The sequence below is a fragment of the Bradyrhizobium sp. Kon69 genome (assembly GCF_055807515.1).
This window is the reverse complement of sequence record NZ_JBVVOS010000001.1, coordinates 411117-427893: the sequence shown is the minus strand read 5'-3', so window position 1 is coordinate 427893 and position 16777 is coordinate 411117. Positions and strand designations below refer to the sequence as shown.

Genomic DNA, 16777 nt, shown 5'->3' with positions numbered 1-16777 from the left:
CTTAGGACAAGACAGACGTTCGACGCCGCGGCGGTTGCGCTTTGCAGCCGCCGCCGCTACATCCCGATGTCATTAGACGCGGAACAATCCCGCGAGACCAGAGAATCCCATGCGCGCCGAAATCGAACGGTTGGTAGAAGAGATCAAGCAGTCTGTCGGGCTGCTGAGGAGGCATCTTTGACGTCGAGAAATCGACGGCGCGCCTCGCTGAGCTGAACAAGCTCGCAGAAGATCCCAACCTCTGGAACGATCCCCAGAAAGCCCAGAAATTGATGCAGGAGCGCACCTCGCTTGAGGATTCGCTCTCCGGCATCGGCAAGGTCGAGCAGGAGCTCGAAGACGACATCGGCATGATCGAGCTCGGCGAAGCCGAGGGCGATGAGGGCGTCGTCAAGGAAGCCGAAGCTGCGCTGAAGACCCTCAAGAAGGAAGTCGCCCGGCGCGAGCTCGAGGCGCTGCTGTCGGGCGAGGCCGATAGTTTCGATTCCTATCTCGAAGTGCATGCCGGCGCCGGCGGCACCGAGAGCCAGGACTGGGCGCAGATGCTGCTCCGCATGTACTCGCGCTGGGCCGAAACCCGCGGCTTCAAGGTGGAGATGCTGGAAGAGTCCGAGGGCGAAGAGGCCGGCATCAAGTCCGCGACCATCCAGGTCTCCGGCCACAATGCCTATGGCTGGCTCAAGACCGAGGCGGGCGTGCACCGCCTGGTGCGGATCTCGCCATTCGATTCCAACGCGCGGCGGCACACCTCGTTCTCGTCCGTCGCTGTGTTTCCGGTGATCGACGACACCATCAAGATCGACATCAAGGAATCCGACGTCCGCGTCGACACCATGCGCTCCGGTGGCGCCGGCGGCCAGCACGTCAACAAGACCGAGTCCGCGGTGCGGCTGACGCATATCCCGACCGGTGTCGCCGTGGTCTGCCAGGCCGGCCGCTCGCAGCACAAGAACAAGGCGCAGGCCTGGGACATGCTGCGCGCCCGGCTTTACCAGATCGAGCTGAAGCGGCGGGAAGAAAAGGCTGCCGCCGACCAGGCCGCCAAGACCGACATCGGCTGGGGTCACCAGATCCGCTCCTACGTGCTCCAGCCCTACCAGATGGTGAAGGACCTGCGCACGGGTGTGCAGACCTCCGACACATCGGGCGTGCTCGGTGGCGATCTCGACGACTTCATGGCCGCGACCCTGGCGCAGCGCGCATTTGGCACTCCCGGTGCCGACATCGAGGACGTGGACTGATGCCCCGGATCGCCTTCATCGGGCTTGGGCGGATGGGCCATGGCATGGCCGGTCGCTATCTCGATGCAGGCTTCACGGTGACGCTGTGGAATCGCAGCAAAACAAAAACTGAAGACCTGCTCGCGCGCGGCGCGCTGTGGGCGACTTCGCCTGAAGACGCGGCGATCGACGCCGACGCCGTCGTGACCATGGTCGCCGATGACGAGGCCTCGCGCGCCGTCTGGCTCGGGCCCGAGGGCGCAGCCAAGACGGCGAAGGCCGGCACCATCGCGATCGAATGCTCCACCGTCTCCTATGACCATGCGCGCGAGATGGGCCGCGAAATGAATGCGCGCGGGCTGATCTATATCGATTGCCCCGTGACGGGATTGCCGGATGCGGCCGCCAGCGGAAAGCTGACGCTTTTGGTTGGCGCCGCTGCCGCCGATCTCGAACGCGCGCGGCCCTATCTCGAACCGATCGGCTCGACCATCCGCCATTTCGGCGCGGTCGGCGCCGGCACGGTCTACAAGCTGATCAACAATCTGATGGGCGCGATCCAGATCGCCGGCCTCGCCGAGGGGCTCGCCATTGCCGAGCAGGCCGGGCTCGACATGAACCTTGTGCTGGACTCGATTCAGGCTGGCGTGGCCGCAAGTCCGCAGGTGCAGCGTCACTCCAAGCGCATGGTCGCCCGCGATTTTTCCGGAGCGACGTTCACGGCGGCGCTGCGGCACAAGGATGCCGCCTACGCGGTGAAGCTCGCCGAGAGCCTGCTGGCCGACAAGCCGCTGGTCGCGCGCGCCGCGGTGGAGGCCTACGCGCAGGCCAAGGCCGCGATGCCTGACGACGACGAAGGCAAGATGATCGAGCTAGTGTCGCGGCCGAAGAAGCCGTCCTAGCGGATCACATCGACATGGGGCAGCCTCGTTCGGAACGCGGTCTCGGCATTGCCCTCGTCATATCAGCCGCGATTGCCTGGAGCACGGCGCCGTTCTTCACGCGGCTTCTGCCTTTCGATCCCTGGACCATCCTGTTCTGGCGCGGCCTGTTCGGCGGCAGCCTGACCACGGTCTTCCTGGTCATGATGCAGGGCCGCGCTGCGCTATGGCAATTGGTCGTGCCGGGGAAGGGCGGCTTGCTCGTCGCGTCATCGTCGACGGTCGCTATGGTCTGCTTCATTCCCGCTCTTCAGATGACCAACGTCATGAATGTCGCGGTGCTGATCGCAACGCAGCCCTTCGTCGCCGCGGCGCTGGCGTGGCTGTGGCTTGGCGAAGCCGCCACATGGCGGACGCTGATCGCGAGCGTGATTGCCTTTGCCGGCGTGGCCGTCACGGTCGGCGGTGTGCAGGCCGGAGCCGATCTGGGCGGCGTCGCCTTGAGCTGCCTGATGGTACTCGCCGTCTCCGCCATGACCGTGGCGATCCGGCGCTACCGGCAGACATCGATGGTGGCGGCGGCCGCACTCTCGAATTTCCTGGGAAGCCTCGCCAGTCTGCCATTTGCCCGTGATCTCGCGCATGTGGGTGGAAGTGATCTTCTGACACTTGCGATGTTCGGCTGCCTCCAGGTCGCACTCGGCCTGACGCTGTTCGTGCTCGGCTCGCGCTTCTTGCCGTCTAGCCAGTCCTCCCTGATCGCGACGCTGGAGACGCCGCTGATGCCGTTCTGGATCTGGCTTGCCTTTCGCGAGATACCTGCCGTCCACGCTCTCGTTGGCGGTGTCCTGGTGATTGGAGCAGTCGTCGCCGACATCGCTGCTGACGCGCGAAGCCGGGAAGACGTTTGACGGCCAACGTTGTGTGACCTGTGGAGCAATCGTCATTTCGGAAGCTGAACGAGGGATGGAACGCAGAGCCGAATGCTCCGTGGCCGCGCGTGGCTATATCTGGCCGAGACATCTTGCTGCGCTTCCTGGTCAACGCTTTTCGATTCACGTCGTTCGCGGAGGAAGATGAAGGCATCCTTCGTTTCAAAAATTGCGACCGGTATCGCCTCGGGCCAACCAACGACGAGGGATGGTTTCGCGGGCAATGCCGTTACAGCAAATTAGCGCCGGGTTGGGGTGAATTCTACGAGATCGCAGGTCCTGATCTCCATTTGATGGATCCCGTCGACTGGAAGATGGCGGGTGGGGCTTCGACTTCGTCGCGTCACTTCCTGTTCTATTTTCGCGATGAGACGTTCGAGTGCATCGCCGACGAATGGACTTTCGAACCTGTTCCGGAAAATGCTTTGGCCAACAAGCTGCGTGCCGGTTGAGCTGAATCCCACTTCCCGATCTCCGTCGCGTCGGAAATCGGGTGGCGCTGTTCGCTGCGGTGTCCTAGGGCGGCTGTCTCGCCCACCGTCATGAGACGCCATGCCCCCGAATGATAACCGGATCGACGCGCGAGACTGGTCGCTGCTCGCTGTGCTCTCGGTGCTCTGGGGCGGCTCGTTCTTCTTCAACGGCGCGGCGCTGCGGGAATTGCCGCCGCTCACGCTGGTGCTTTTGCGCGTTGCACTTGGCGCGGCCCTTCTGCTGCCGCTGCTCCGCATGCAGGGCATCAGTTTCCCCCGGGGCATCGCCGGCTGGAAGCCATTCGTCGCGATTGGGCTCGTCAACAACGTCATTCCGTTCTCGCTCATCGTGGTCGGCCAGACTTTCATTCCAAGCGGGCTGGCGTCGATCCTGAATGCCACCACGCCACTCTTCACGGTGGTCGTGATGGCGGCTGCAGGCGAAGAGGCCTTACGGCTCCGCCGCGTCGCCGGCGTAGCACTGGGCCTCGCCGGCGTGATCATCCTGCGCGGATGGGGCGTCGAGACCCGGGCGGGGCAGGGGCTGGGCATCCTGCTCTGCCTCGGTGGCGCCTTGAGCTATGGCTTCGCCGCGCTGGCGGCGCGGCGGTTGTTGAAGGACGCAGCCCCGATGGGGACGGCAGCATTTCAACTGATGGCTTCCACGGTGATGATGGCGATCGTCGCCGGCGCAGTGGAGCAGCCGTGGCGCCTGCCGCTGCCGGGCGTGACGATTTGGCTCGCGGTGCTTGGCCTTGCCGGCCTGTCGACGGCGCTCGCCTATATCGTCTTCTTCCAGATCCTGCAGCGGTCGGGCGCGACCAACGTGATGCTGGTGACGCTGCTCATTCCCGTCACCGCCATTCTTCTGGGATGGCTGGTGCTGGGCGAGCCGATCTCCCTGCGTGAAATCGCGGGCGCGATTGTGATCGGCAGCGCGTTGCTGGTGATCGATGGGCGCGTTCTGAACCTGCTGCGGCGCGACACATAGTTGCAGAGCCGCCGTTTCACCTCACGGAAAATCGCGGCGCTTGCCAGTCGCAGGCGGCCTTGCGACACTCTCGGCAAAACAAGGCTACAAAACAGGGGAGAGAACGATGCCGGGTCGTCGCAATAACCTTGCTGCCCTCGCCATTCTTGTTGCCGGCGTGCTCGTCACGACACCGGCCCTGGCGCAGAAGAAATACGATCCCGGCGCCACCGACACCGAAATCAAGCTTGGCAATATCATGCCCTATAGCGGGCCGGCGTCGTCCTACGGCGTGATCGGCAAGACCGAGGCCGCGTTCTTCAAGATGATCAACGACCAGGGCGGCATCAACGGCCGCAAGATCAATTTCATCAGCTATGACGACGCCTATTCGCCGCCAAAGGCGATCGAGCAGGCGCGCAAGCTGGTCGAGAGCGACGAGGTGTTGCTGATCTTCCAGCCGCTCGGAACGCCTTCGAACTCCGCCATCATGAAATACATGAATTCCAAGAAGGTGCCGCAGCTCTTCGTTGCCTCCGGCGGTACCAAGTTCGGCGACCCCAAGAATTTCCCATGGACCATGGGATTTCAGCCGAACTACCAGAGCGAGGGGCGGATCTACGCGAAATATATCCGTGACAACTTTCCGAACAGCAAGATCGCGGTGTTCTGGCAGAACGACGACGCCGGCAAGGACCAGTTCAAGGGCCTGAAGGACGGGCTTGGCGACAAGGCCAATATGATCATCGCCGACAAATCCTATGAGGTCAGCGATCCCTCGATCGACTCGCAGATCGTTGCGCTTCACGATTCCGGCGCCGACATCTTCTTCTCATGGGCCGCGCCGAAAGGCTCGGCGCAGGCGATCCGGAAAGTCGGCGAACTCGGCTGGAAGCCAAAATTCTTCCTGGCTAACACCGCGACCTCGGTCGCCTCGGTGCTCAAGCCCGCCGGGCTCGACTATTCCAAGGACATCATCTCGACCGTCTATTTGAAGGACCCGACCGATCCGGCCTGGGACAAGGATCCTGCGGTGATCAAATGGCGCGAGTTCATGGACAAATATTACCCTGACGGCGACAAGGCCAATTCCAACAATGTCTACGGCTACGTGCAGGCGGAGGCGATGGCGCAGGTGCTGAAGCAGTGCGGCGACAACCTCACTCGTGACAACGTGATGAAGCAGGCCACGAACCTGAAGGATTTTCACACCGACCTGATGCTGCCCGGCATCATGGTCAACACCTCGGCCGACGATTATTTTCCGATCGAGCAGATGCAGCTGATGCGCTTCAACGGGCAGGCCTGGGAGCTGTTCGGCGACGTCATCACCGGTGAGGTCGGCCACGAGCGGGGCCAGTAGTCAGCCTCATTTTCGGCGTCACCGCTTATTCGGTGACGAGATCGGCGGCGCGTTTCGCCTTCTTGCCGGCACTCTTGACCGTCTCTTCTCCGACCTTCTCGGCCTCGGCGCGAAGCTCACATTTGGTGCGGATCTCGTCGAGCTCGTCGTCGGTCAAATGCTCAATTCCCACGAAAGAATTGTGTGCCGCGCTCACCCGGATCAGTTCGTCGAGCTTCACCTGGATGGCCGCGCTATCGCGATTCTGGGAATTCTGAATCAGAAAGACCATCAGGAACGTCACAATTGTGGTGCCGGTGTTGATCACCAGCTGCCATGTGTCGGAGTAATGGAAGACAGGACCGGTGACCGCCCAAACCAGGACGATGCCGGCGGCAATCATGAATGTCAGCGCGCGCCCGGCAGCTTGAGATGTTCGGTTAGCAATATCGCTGAAGAGTTGAGCCGCGCTGTTGCGTGGCTGGTCCGCTTTATCCTTGGCCGGACGAGCTTTCGTATCGGTCGGTTGCATCAGAAGATCGCGCCATTGAGGACCTGCGACCTAACGCGGAGGGAACTCCGAAGTTCCGCCATGTAAACCCGGACTAGGCGAGCGCGCTCCCAAGGAGCCTAGCCCGCGCTGAGTCGCACGCCGGCGCGCAAGAACTTCTGCGGATCGACCGCTTCGCCGTCGATGCGGGTTTCATAGTGCAAATGCGGGCCGGTGGATCGGCCGGTCGACCCGACGAGACCAACGACCTGGCCGATCTTCACGATCTCGCCGACCCGGACATTGATCTCGGAGAGATGGCCGTAGCGGGTCGCGAGGCCATTGCCGTGATCGACCTCGATCATGCGGCCGTAGCCGCCGGACCAGCCGGCGGAGACGACCTTGCCATTGGCAGTGACGCGAACGGGATCGCCGCTCGCGGCGCGGAAGTCGAGCCCGGTGTGCATCGCGGGCCGGCCGAGGAACGGATCGCTGCGCACGCCGAAGCCGGAGGTGAACTCAACCTCGCCGATGACGGGCTTGCGATAGGGCACGAGTGCGAGCGTGCGATTGAGCCGGTCCATCTCGGCGCGGGTGCTGTTGATGCGATAGAGCTGCTTCTCGAACGGCCCCGAACTGGCGGTGAGCTTAACGGGTACGAAAGGCCCGCCCATTGCCGTGCGCGGTACGGCGGCTTCGAGATTTGCGAGGTTCAGGCCGAGATCGCTGACGACGCCGCGCATCCGGCGCATGCGCGAATCCATGCCTTCCTCGACGGCGTTGAGCGCCGCCATCTGGCGACGCTCGACCTGGTCCAGCGAGCTCGTGAGCCGAACGACGACGTTGTCGAACCCTTGATTCTTGGCGAATTGATTGACGGGCGGAGCTGCGAGGGTCGGCGCGCGCGACTCGAGCCGCGCTTCGCGATCCGGCGGTGCCACGAAGATGACGGTGTCGCTAATTGGCGAAGGCTTAGGCGTGCCCTGCGTCGTCTGGCTGGCATCGCCACGCTGAGGGGTGGAGCGGGGAATCGACCCGGTCACGTCCGGCATGGACCCGAGCGCCGTGGCACGGGACTCCAGCGCCGTCTGGCGCTTCATGATCTGGTCGAGCTTCTGGTCGAACTGCTCCTGGTCGAGCAACTGCCGGCTGGTGGTGCGGTCGACTTTGGCGCGCAGCTCGGCGATGCGGTCCTCATAGGCGTATTGCATCTCGGCCTGCCGGGCGATCAGCCGGGTGAGGACGTCGTCGCGGAAGGCGAAATAGGTCGCGGTCGCGGCCGACCAGAGCCCGAGCAACACGATCGTGCCGACCACGATCCAGAACACCACAGGCCCCAGGCGAACCTGCTTGCCGTGATGCACGATGGTGTAGGCGTCGTCGGTATCCTGAAGGGGTAGCGCGGTTGCCACCGCGGCAGCACGGCGATGAAAGGCGCGTCCGTGGTCGTGGGGGTGATGTTGGGGGTACTGCGAGAATTGGGCAGAACTTTTCGACATCGGCACTCCCGCGCCGATCGGATGATTCCGTACGGCCTAATTGCCGCGGCAATCTGGGCCGGTCATGGTTAATTTTCCGGAAACGGAACCGCTTGAATTTAAATGATTGGTTAAAGGCTCCTTGCGGCTTCCAGCACCTCGTCGGCGTGGCCGTCGACCCGGACATTGTGCCAGATCCGGGCGATCTTGCCGTCGGCGCCAAGCAGCATCGTGGTGCGAAGAACTCCCAGGAAGCTCTTGCCATACATGGACTTTTCGCCCCAGGCGCCGTAGGCCTCCAGCATCTTGTGCGTCTCGTCCGAGATGAGGGGCACGCCGAGACTGTGCTTGTCGCGGAACTTCTCCTGAGCCTTGACCGGATCGGCGGAGATACCGAGCACGGCGGTGCCAGCCGCGGCGAAGGCGCCGGTCAGCCGGGTGAAATCGATGGCCTCCCTGGTGCAGCCCGGCGTGTCGGCGCGGGGATAGAAGAACAGGACCAGCTTCTGGCCGGCGTAATCCGACAGCGCGACGACACCGCCACCGTCGCGGGGCAGGCGGAAGGCGGGGGCCTTCTGACCCTCGGCCAAGCCGGCCTTCACCGTCGCTTTGGGCGCTGATGCCGATTTGGAAGAATTTAACCGTTTCGATGCGGCCTTATGCGATGCTGTCTTTGCTATGGTCCCAGTTGATTTGCTCGCCGGTGTCCGCTGTGTTTTCGCGGACTTGGTTTGAGTCGCAGCCCGCACTTTCACGGGTGTCTTTTTAGCCGTCGGACTGCCGGAGGGCGTTTTGGACGATTTCTTTCGGGATTTCTTGGACATACGCCTTCCTTTCGTCGCTTTCGGCGGGTCAACCAAAGCGGTATTGCAGCCCTTTTCCGCTATGCCGGAATCGTGCCCTCGGCGGGGCGAGTCTGACGACGCCGGAGTCTGGTTACAAGGAATTCCACGCACCACCCCACTGCTCGTTGAACGCGCTCCCGGGGCGACATGACGAACAGAAGGAATATTCGAGGTATGGCGGCAATGCCGGCGCGGGAGGCTTCGCTTCCCGTCGACGGTTGCGGCCCCGGCGGCGCTCAATCCAACGACGGGCGCCTGTATCGAGAGGCAATGGCAAGGAATACGTCGCCCCAGGATTACAATCGGGATTCGGATCGGCGCGGCAGCCAACCAGAGCAGCAGCAATGGGACGACGCCGATTGGGATCCGGATCAGGAAGCGGCGGCGGGCTATCGGGCACGCCGGCTGTTGTCGCGTTCCAATTCGGGCTTCCATCGCTTCGCTGACGGGTTTGGGCCGCTGCGCCGCTGGCTGGGCGGCGGTCGCTGGCTGAAGCGCGTGGCCGTGGTCGTCGGTGCCCTGGTCGTCATCTTCGTCGGCTGTTTCGGCGCGCTGTGGTGGCGGCTCGGCGCCGGCCCCATCAATCTCGACATTGCGACGCCGTGGCTCGCGGCCGCGATCGAGGACAATATCGGTCACGGCAACACCGTGGAGGTTGGCGGCACGCAGATCGAGCGGGCCGGGCGGATCCGGATCGCCGTGCGCATCCGCGATATCGTCGTGCGCGACCACGATCATGTCATTGTCGCCACCGCACCGAAGGCCGAGGTGAAGCTGTCGGGTGCAGGCCTGCTGATGGGGCATCTGCGCGCCGAAAGCCTCAACCTCGTCGACGCCGAGCTCGCGATCCGGATCGCGCCTGACGGCACCGTCACGGTATCGGCTGGCGACACCGCAAAGCCGCTCGCAACCGGCGTCGCATCCAAGAAGGACGCGGGGCTGCCGCCGACTTTCCCGCGCAACGGTGTGCCACCGCCGCCATTCGCCACCGAGCCTGCGACCTCCGACGCATCGCAAGCCGCGACCCAGGTCACGGCCCCGACTGGCATTCTTCAGGGCCTCGACTGGCTCGACAGTCTGAGCATGACCGGCCTCGACGGCCAGAATCTCAACGAGATCGGCCTGAAGAACGGCAATCTGATCGTCGACGACCAGCAGCGCGGCAGCAAATGGACGTTTGAGAACATCACGCTCAGCCTCCGCCGACCGAGCCGTGGCGGCGTCGCGCTCAGCCTCGGCGAGGAGGGGGCGCGTCCGTGGTCGCTGCGTGCCACGATCGGCCCCACCGAGAACGGCGTGCGCTCGGTCGATATCCGCGCCGACAAGGTTTCGACCGCCAACATCCTGCTGGCGCTGCGGGTGAAGGATCTCACCTACACCGCCGACCTCCCGCTGACCGGCGAGCTCAAGGGCGAGCTCGGCCGCGACGGCGTGCCGACCTTCTTTCGCGGCAAGATCGCAGTCGGTGCGGGCAACATCATCGACACCGATACACCCGATTATCCGATGGCGATCGACTCGGCCGAGATCAATGTCGAGTGGGACGCCAATCGGCGGGTGCTGGTCGCTCCGTTCAAGGTCCTCTCGGGCGCGAACCGTATGACGCTTCTGGCTCATGTCGAGCCGCCCAACGGCACCGTCAATGACTGGCAGCTCGGTTTCAGCGGCGGTTCGATCCTGCTCGGCGGCATCGACAACGAGCCGCCGCTGGTCTTCAACCGTATTGCGATCGGCTTCCGCTTCGACACCGACCACAAGAGGCTGCTGTTGACGCAGGCCGATATCTCCAACGGAGAGATCGGCGTCGCCGGCACCGGTGCCATCGACTATTCGGGCGAGCCGCGGCTGACATTGGGTTTTGCGGGAACGCCGATGTCGGCCTCCGCGCTCAAGCGGATGTGGCCGACGCTTGTCGTTCCCGAATTGCGCGAATGGGTGATCGAGCGGATCGAGCGTGGAACGCTCCAGCGCATCGAGATCGGCGTTAATTCACCGACCAAGAATCTTCCGCGCAAGGGCCCACCCATTCCCGACGACGGCCTGTCGGTCAATATCGTGGCGAGCGGTGTCACGGTTCGCCCGGTCGATGGCCTGCCGGTGGTGCACGATGCCGATTTGAAGGCGCGCGTGACCGGGCGCACCGCGACGGTGAATATAGGGCAGGGCATCGCCGATACGCCAGCGGGCCGCAAGATCACGATTTCCGACTTCGTCTTCGAGGTGCCCGATATGGCGCCCAAGCCGTCGCCGTCGCGGACCAGGTTTCGTGTCGAAGGCCCGGTGCCTGCGGCCGCCGAAATGCTTTCCAATGATCGCCTGAGCGATCTGTCGTCGACCGTCATCGATCCCAATACCAGCAAGGGGACGTTCTCGGCGAACGTCCAGCTTGGGCTGCCAGTTAAGGGCGAGCTGACCAAAGCCGACACCACCTACAGCGTTACGGCCGATCTCAATGGTTTTGGTGCCGACAAGTTGGTGATGAACCAGAAGCTGGAGGCCAACAACCTCAAGATCGTCGCGAGCAACCAGGGCTATCAGGTCAAGGGCGACGTCAAGATCAACGGGCAGGCGGCCTCGCTCGATTATCGCAAGCCGGCCGAGGGCGATGCGGATGTCAAATTGCAGACCACGCTGGACGATGCGAGCCGCGCGCGCCTCGGATTCGATCTGGGTCCCGCCGTCAGCGGATCGGTGCCGATCAAGCTGTCGGGCAAAATCGCCGGGGGGCCCGACCAGACGACCAAGCTCGGCATCGAGGCCGACCTGACCTCGGTCAAGCTCGACAACATCCTGCCCGGCTGGGTCAAGTTGCCGGGCAGAGCGGGCAAGGCCAGCTTCAAGGTGGTGCCGACAGCGCAATCCACGCGCCTGGAGGAGATCGTCGTCGAAGGCGGCGGCGCCTCGATCAAGGGGTCGCTCGAGGTCGATGCCAACGGCGATCTCATGAACGCAAACTTCCCGACCTACGCGCCGTCCGATGGCGACAAGGCGTCGCTGAAGGTGGAGCGCAGCCAGGACGGCGTGGTCAAGGGCACCATGCGCGGCGACGTATTCGACGGCCGCGGCTTTCTGAAATCGGCGATCTCAGGCAATTCCAAGGACGACGCCAAGAGCAAGACGAAGAACGTCGATTTCGACATGGACGTGAAGCTCGGCGCCGTCATGGGGTTCAACGGCGAGGCGATGCGCAGCGTCGAGGCCAAGATGTCGCGGCGCAATGGTGCGGTCAAAGCCTTCGCGCTGAGCGGCAGGATCGGCAAAGACACGCCTGTGGCCGCCGATTTGCGCGGCGGCCGTGCCCAGGGCAACCGCGAGGTGATCTATCTCCAGACCAGCGATGCCGGCAACTTCCTGCGCTTCACAGACACCACCAACAAGGTCTTCGGCGGCCAGATGGTGGTGGCCATGGAGCCGCCGACGTCAGAACCTACGACGCGGGAAGGCCTGATCAACGTGCGCGACTTCTCGGTCAAGGGCATGGATCAACTCGATCGCGTCGCGGCGGGCGCTCCCAACGGCGCGCAGAGCGGCGTGGCCTTCACGGCGTTGCGCGCGGAGTTCACGCGGCAGAACGGCGCGCTCACGATCCGCGACGGCGTGGTCAAGGGGCCGATGATCGGCGCCACCATCGAGGGCTCGATCGACTTTCCCGGCAACCAGGTCTGCATGAGCGGCACCTTCGTGCCGATGTACGGCGTCAACAACATCTTCGGCCAGATCCCGTTGTTCGGCATCTTCCTCGGCGGCGGCAACAATGAGGGATTGATCGGCGTGACCTACGAGGTCGTCGGCACGCCGGCCGCGCCCGTGATGCGCGTCAATCCGATTTCGGCGATGGCGCCCGGTCTGTTCCGCAAGATCTTCGAATTCAACACCGGCAAGCAGAACTCGCCGTTCGAGGAATTCCCGTCGCAGTCGAGCGATGGCTCGACCGGAACGACGCGCCAGCTCTCGAGCGGCTGCACCCTCGCGCGGCGATAGCGGCGAGCTGACTTCGTCATGCCCGGGCTTGTCCCGGGCATCCACGAACTTTGTTTCCATAAGCGCGCAGAACGTGGATGGCCGGGACAAGCCCGGCCATGACGAGGTGCTGACTGCCCTACGCCGCGCGCACGCCCGCCAGGAAGGTCCCGACCTCGCCGGAGAGCTGTTCGGCCTGCTTGGAGAGGTTTGAGGCCGCGGCGAGCACCATGCCCGCGGCATTGCCGGTCTCGTTTGCTGCCGTGCTGACGCCGCCGATATTGGTGGTGACTTCCTGGGTCGCCTCCGCCGTCTGCGAGACGCTGCGGGCGATCTCGGCGGTGGCGGCGCCTTGCTCCTCGATCGCAGCGCCGATCGAGGTGGCGATCCGGCTGACCTCCTCGATGGTGGCGGTGATGCCGCCGATGGCGTCTACCGCTTCCTTGGTCGCGCCCTGGATCTGGGCGATCTTGTCGCCGATCTCGCGGGTGGCTTCCGCAGTCTGGCTCGCCAGCGACTTCACCTCGGAGGCGACGACGGCAAAGCCGCGACCGGCTTCGCCGGCGCGTGCGGCCTCGATGGTGGCGTTGAGCGCGAGCAGATTGGTCTGCGCCGCGATGCTGGAAATCAGCTCGGCAACATGCTCGATCTGCTGGGCGCCATCGGAGAGCGCGCGCACGATGGTGTCGGTGCGGCGTGCGCTGTCCACGGCGCGACCGGTGACCACGGCGGACTGCGCGACCTGACGGCTGATCTCGGTGATGGAGGAGGAGAGCTCCTCGGCGGCGGCCGCGACCGTCTGGACGCGCTGGCTGGCTTCAGTGGCAGCCGAGCCCACGACGGCGGCGCGGCGGTTGGTGCCTTCCGCGGTCGACGACATCGACTTGGCGGTGACCTCCAGCTCGCCCGAGCCCGAGGCCATCAGGCCGACGAGCTGGCCGACGGAGGCATCGAAGCGATCGGCAAGCGAGATCAGCGCGTCGCGTTTCTCCTGTTCGCTGCGGGTCTTGGTGGCGACCTGCTCGGCCTCCAGCTTACGCGCCGTCAGCGCGGTCTGCCTGAGCACTTCGAGGGTCTCGGCCATGCGGCCGATCTCGTCGCCGCGACCGGTCTCCTCGACCGCCGTGTCGATGGCGCCTTCGGAAATGGCCTGCATGCGGTTCTTCTGGCGGTCGAGCGCGCCGAGCACGTCGCGGGCAATCAGCCAGGACAGCGTCGCCATCAGCAGCATCAGGCCGATGCCGATCGCCCCCAGCTCCAGCGTCAAGGCTCGCACGTCAGCATCGATGTCGTCGACATAGAGGCCGTAGCTGATCGTCGCGTTCCAGGGCGCGAATTTGCGCGCGAAAACGGTCTTGCGGACCGGCTCGGTCTGGCCGGGGCGGGGATAGAGATAGGAGGTCACGCCGCCCTGTGCGGTCTCAGCGCCGGCCTTGATAATGGCGTCGGCGATCAGGACGCCATTGGAGTCCTTCGCACCGGTGATCTTGCCTTCGAGCTGCTGGTTGGCGCCGTTGACGATGAGGGACGTATCGGCGTTATAGACGACCGGATAGCCTTGGCCGCCATTGAAGCTCATGCGGCGGCCGCGCTGGTGGAACTGGATTTTTGCTTCAGCCTGCGTCAGCTTGCCGGCGCCGACTTCCTCCTCAAGTGATTGGGCGAGGTTGTGGAGCATATCGACCGCGGTCCGCATCTGCTGGACGCGGTCCTCCAGCATGCGGCTCTTGCTGAGCACGGACGACACCCCGATGATGGCCGTGACCGTAAGTGCCGAAAGACAGACCATGCTGGCGAGCTTGGTGCGGATCTTGAGGTGGCTCAGCAGCTTCATCACGGCCTCGACGGAATGGTTATTGTTGCTCGCGTCGGTAGCATGAAATTCTTACCAATCATGAATGGACGCGTGCGACGAGCTGCCGCGCAAGAGGCGTCCGCAAGCTGCATGCGCAAACATCCATGCGGAAATGCGCCGCGTGGGGCATGGCAAGTCAAGTGGGAGAAAGATTGTGTGGGTCTTTAGTCCCGACCGAATCCGGTGGGAGCCGACATGAACCGATTCGTTCACCGCCTCATCATGTCGATGCTGCTGGTCGCGGTCCTCGTCCTGGTCTGGAACGTGCTGGGCTCGCGCTGAGATGGCACCCGTAAATGTACGGGTGCCATCCCTTTATCCGCGAATCAATTGCTGACGCCTCAGCGCCGCGCGAACGCGCCGCCGGTTGTGCCGCTAGTCCTTGCTCATCGCCGCATCGGCGCTGACCGAGCCGCCGCCGGCTGCCGAGAGATAGAGGCAGGCGAAGCAGAACAGGATCGCCGCGGTGCCACCATTGAGCAGCGGCAGGAACACCGGCGTCTCGCCCTTGAACATGTGACCCATGAAGTAGGCAAAGGCCATCTCACCCGACAGGATGAACGCCGCGAGGCGGGTGAACAAGCCGATCATCAGCAGCGCGCCAAGCACGAGCTCAAGCGTACCGGCTGCGTAGATGATCGGCGGGATGTTTGCGAAGTAGGGAAGCACCGGAAACTTGAACAGCTTCGCGATGCCGTACTGGAGCAACAGGAGTCCAGTGATGAAGCGAAACAGGCTCAAGAGAACCGGTTGAAAGCGAACGAGATAGGGAAAGTTCATTGGTTTGTGCCCTCCATCCAATGCTTGCGACTAGGACCGCATTCAGTTCTGCCCTGCAAGCCGCCCAAGGGCAATCTGCGCTGACATTTTTGTCATGTCGGACAAAAACACCGCAGCCAGGACGTTCAGTCGCGCGCGATCCACATTTTTTTGCGGCTGTTCGCGTCGTGCCCATCCGTAATTTCCCGGTGACGCGAATGCGCTCAAGTTACCTTGAGGAGACCTACCGCCGCAAGGCGGGCACGACCAGGAACGGGATCATCCCGAGCACCACGCTCGCAAGCGCGAAGGCGAGCAGCGCGTTGTAACCGTGGGTCGCGTCATGGATCAGGCCGCCGCTCCAGGAGCCGAAAGCCGAGCCGAGCCCGCTGCCGATCGAGATCGTGCCGTAGATGGTGCCGACGCGCTTGCCCCCGAAGATTTTCATCGCGGTCGCCGTGATCAGCGGTCCACGTGAGCCCATCATGCTGCCGAAGCAGACCACGAATCCGGTGAGCAGGAGGAGATTGGCGGAGTATTGCAACAGCCACAGCAGGAAGATGCCGAGGATCGAGATTGCGTAGCTGAGCAGCACTGACGGCCGACGTCCGATCAGGCCGTCGAGCGCGGACACGCCGAGCATGCCGAACACCAGCACGACGCCGGAGAAGCCCCAGGCCGTCGCGGCCTGCAGCGGCGGAAAGCCGGCATCGATCAGATAGGCCACGATCTGGGCTGCGATCGCATACATGCCGACCGCAGTGAAGAAGAAGGTCGAGAACAGCGCCCAGAAGGCGTGATGGCGCATCGCGCTCGGAAGGGTCCAGCCGTGATCGACGAAATCCGGATCGGTCTTCTTCGCGATATGCGGCGAGCCCGAGGCGAACCGCCGCCATGGCAGCAGCATGAGCGGCACCAGCAGGCCGAGAGCGGCGAAGCCGAACAGCTGGTAGGTTTCGCGCCAGCCGAGACGATCGATCAAAAGCTGCGAGGCCGGCAGCAGCGCCAGTACGCCGCCACCCATCGCCGAGTAGACCACCGCCATCGCGGTCGGCAGCTTTGGGCCGAACCAGCGGCCCAGCAGGATCGAGTTCGGCACATTGCCGATGAAGGCGACGCCGACGCCGACGCAGAGTCCGATCGAGAGCTGGAACTGCCAGAGTGACTGCGCGTGGCTTGCGATCAGGAAAGCCGAGCCGAGCAGCAACAGGCCGAGTGCGTAGACGATGCGCGGTCCGGAATGATCGAACAGGCGCCCGACCAACGGCGCGGTCAGTCCGCTGACGAGCCAGGTCAGCGAATAGATCGAGACCACCTGGGCGCGATCCCAGCCAAAGTTTTCCGAGATCGGCTTCAGGAAGACGGTGAAGCTTTCGCTGAGGCCGCGGCCGAGCACGGCGAGTGTGAAGCAGAGCGCGAGCACCACGAGCGCGGTGCGCACGACGCCCTGCGGCGTCGCCGTGACGCGTTCCCTGGTCGCTTGCTTGGACTGTTCCTCTAGCGTGTTCTGGTCCATTGCCGATCAGGGAGCGCGCTTCAGCGCGCCCTGACAAGCAGCGAAAAGCTCATACG

General features: G+C 63.9%; 13 protein-coding genes. 7 read left to right on the top strand and 6 right to left on the bottom strand.

What is annotated here, in order from left to right; translation table 11 throughout:
* Positions 1 to 109: 109 nt before the first annotated feature.
* From prfB to AC0L3U_RS02115, 6 genes are all read left to right on the top strand, one after another.
* Positions 110 to 1241, top strand: a protein-coding gene (gene prfB / locus AC0L3U_RS02140) for a peptide chain release factor 2 (protein WP_473360487.1) whose coding sequence is annotated in 2 segments (ribosomal slippage) — positions 110 to 178 and positions 180 to 1241 — 1131 coding nt in all. Because the reading frame shifts where the segments join, the coding sequence is not laid out codon by codon here.
* Complete coding sequence (locus AC0L3U_RS02135) at positions 1241 to 2122, top strand: NAD(P)-dependent oxidoreductase (protein ID WP_473360486.1); 882 nt, start codon at positions 1241 to 1243, stop codon at positions 2120 to 2122. The genes prfB and AC0L3U_RS02135 overlap by 1 nt, the downstream gene beginning before the upstream one ends.
* Before the next feature lie 14 nt (positions 2123 to 2136).
* Positions 2137 to 3012, top strand: coding sequence for a DMT family transporter (locus AC0L3U_RS02130; RefSeq protein ID WP_473286936.1), 876 nt, complete (start codon positions 2137 to 2139; stop codon positions 3010 to 3012).
* A gap of 113 nt (positions 3013 to 3125) precedes the next feature.
* Positions 3126 to 3485 (top strand): hypothetical protein, encoded by a 360-nt coding sequence (locus AC0L3U_RS02125; protein ID WP_473360485.1) that lies wholly within the window; start codon positions 3126 to 3128, stop codon positions 3483 to 3485.
* A 100-nt stretch (positions 3486 to 3585) separates the two neighbouring features.
* On the top strand, positions 3586 to 4497 hold the full coding sequence (locus AC0L3U_RS02120; protein WP_473360484.1) for a DMT family transporter: 912 nt from the start codon (positions 3586 to 3588) through the stop codon (positions 4495 to 4497).
* Positions 4498 to 4603: 106 nt separating this feature from the next.
* Complete coding sequence (locus AC0L3U_RS02115) at positions 4604 to 5839, top strand: ABC transporter substrate-binding protein (protein WP_473360483.1); 1236 nt, start codon at positions 4604 to 4606, stop codon at positions 5837 to 5839.
* 25 nt (positions 5840 to 5864) lie between these two features.
* Here the strand turns inward: AC0L3U_RS02115 and AC0L3U_RS02110 are convergent, their stop codons facing one another.
* The 3 genes from AC0L3U_RS02110 to AC0L3U_RS02100 all read right to left on the bottom strand — a co-directional run bounded on the left by AC0L3U_RS02110 (position 5865) and on the right by AC0L3U_RS02100 (position 8610).
* Complete coding sequence (locus tag AC0L3U_RS02110) at positions 5865 to 6350, bottom strand: low affinity iron permease family protein (RefSeq protein WP_473360482.1); 486 nt, start codon at positions 6348 to 6350, stop codon at positions 5865 to 5867.
* Between the two features lie 98 nt (positions 6351 to 6448).
* Positions 6449 to 7807: a M23 family metallopeptidase gene (locus tag AC0L3U_RS02105; protein WP_473360481.1), complete on the bottom strand. Its 1359-nt coding sequence runs from the start codon at positions 7805 to 7807 to the stop codon at positions 6449 to 6451.
* 110 nt (positions 7808 to 7917) lie between these two features.
* Entirely contained in the window at positions 7918 to 8610 is a 693-nt protein-coding gene (locus AC0L3U_RS02100) for a peroxiredoxin (RefSeq protein WP_473360513.1), read from the bottom strand.
* Between the two features lie 204 nt (positions 8611 to 8814).
* On the opposite strand from AC0L3U_RS02100, the gene AC0L3U_RS02095 reads away from it, so the two are divergent.
* Positions 8815 to 12612 carry a YhdP family protein gene (locus tag AC0L3U_RS02095; RefSeq protein ID WP_473360512.1) on the top strand — a complete coding sequence of 1266 codons (3798 nt, stop codon included), beginning with the start codon at positions 8815 to 8817 and terminating at the stop codon, positions 12610 to 12612.
* Between the two features lie 118 nt (positions 12613 to 12730).
* Here AC0L3U_RS02095 and AC0L3U_RS02090 read toward each other — a convergent pair whose 3' ends face one another.
* The 3 genes from AC0L3U_RS02090 to AC0L3U_RS02080 form a co-directional block, all read right to left on the bottom strand.
* On the bottom strand, positions 12731 to 14425 hold the full coding sequence (locus AC0L3U_RS02090; RefSeq protein WP_473360480.1) for a methyl-accepting chemotaxis protein: 1695 nt from the start codon (positions 14423 to 14425) through the stop codon (positions 12731 to 12733).
* A 396-nt stretch (positions 14426 to 14821) separates the two neighbouring features.
* Positions 14822 to 15226, bottom strand: coding sequence for a DoxX family protein (locus AC0L3U_RS02085; protein WP_473360479.1), 405 nt, complete (start codon positions 15224 to 15226; stop codon positions 14822 to 14824).
* Positions 15227 to 15449: 223 nt separating this feature from the next.
* On the bottom strand, positions 15450 to 16721 hold the full coding sequence (locus AC0L3U_RS02080; protein WP_473286916.1) for an MFS transporter: 1272 nt from the start codon (positions 16719 to 16721) through the stop codon (positions 15450 to 15452).
* Positions 16722 to 16777: the final 56 nt, after the last annotated feature.

Coding starts and splice junctions, on each gene's coding strand:
- AC0L3U_RS02110 (WP_473360482.1), bottom strand. CDS start 6,350: ATGCAACCGACCGATACGAAAGCTCGTCCGGCCAAGGATAAAGCGGAC.
- AC0L3U_RS02100 (WP_473360513.1), bottom strand. CDS start 8,610: ATGTCCAAGAAATCCCGAAAGAAATCGTCCAAAACGCCCTCCGGCAGT.
- AC0L3U_RS02115 (WP_473360483.1), top strand. CDS start 4,604: ATGCCGGGTCGTCGCAATAACCTTGCTGCCCTCGCCATTCTTGTTGCC.
- AC0L3U_RS02090 (WP_473360480.1), bottom strand. CDS start 14,425: ATGAAGCTGCTGAGCCACCTCAAGATCCGCACCAAGCTCGCCAGCATG.
- AC0L3U_RS02120 (WP_473360484.1), top strand. CDS start 3,586: ATGCCCCCGAATGATAACCGGATCGACGCGCGAGACTGGTCGCTGCTC.
- AC0L3U_RS02095 (WP_473360512.1), top strand. CDS start 8,815: ATGCCGGCGCGGGAGGCTTCGCTTCCCGTCGACGGTTGCGGCCCCGGC.
- AC0L3U_RS02085 (WP_473360479.1), bottom strand. CDS start 15,226: ATGAACTTTCCCTATCTCGTTCGCTTTCAACCGGTTCTCTTGAGCCTG.
- AC0L3U_RS02105 (WP_473360481.1), bottom strand. CDS start 7,807: ATGTCGAAAAGTTCTGCCCAATTCTCGCAGTACCCCCAACATCACCCC.
- AC0L3U_RS02135 (WP_473360486.1), top strand. CDS start 1,241: ATGCCCCGGATCGCCTTCATCGGGCTTGGGCGGATGGGCCATGGCATG.
- AC0L3U_RS02080 (WP_473286916.1), bottom strand. CDS start 16,721: ATGGACCAGAACACGCTAGAGGAACAGTCCAAGCAAGCGACCAGGGAA.
- AC0L3U_RS02130 (WP_473286936.1), top strand. CDS start 2,137: ATGGGGCAGCCTCGTTCGGAACGCGGTCTCGGCATTGCCCTCGTCATA.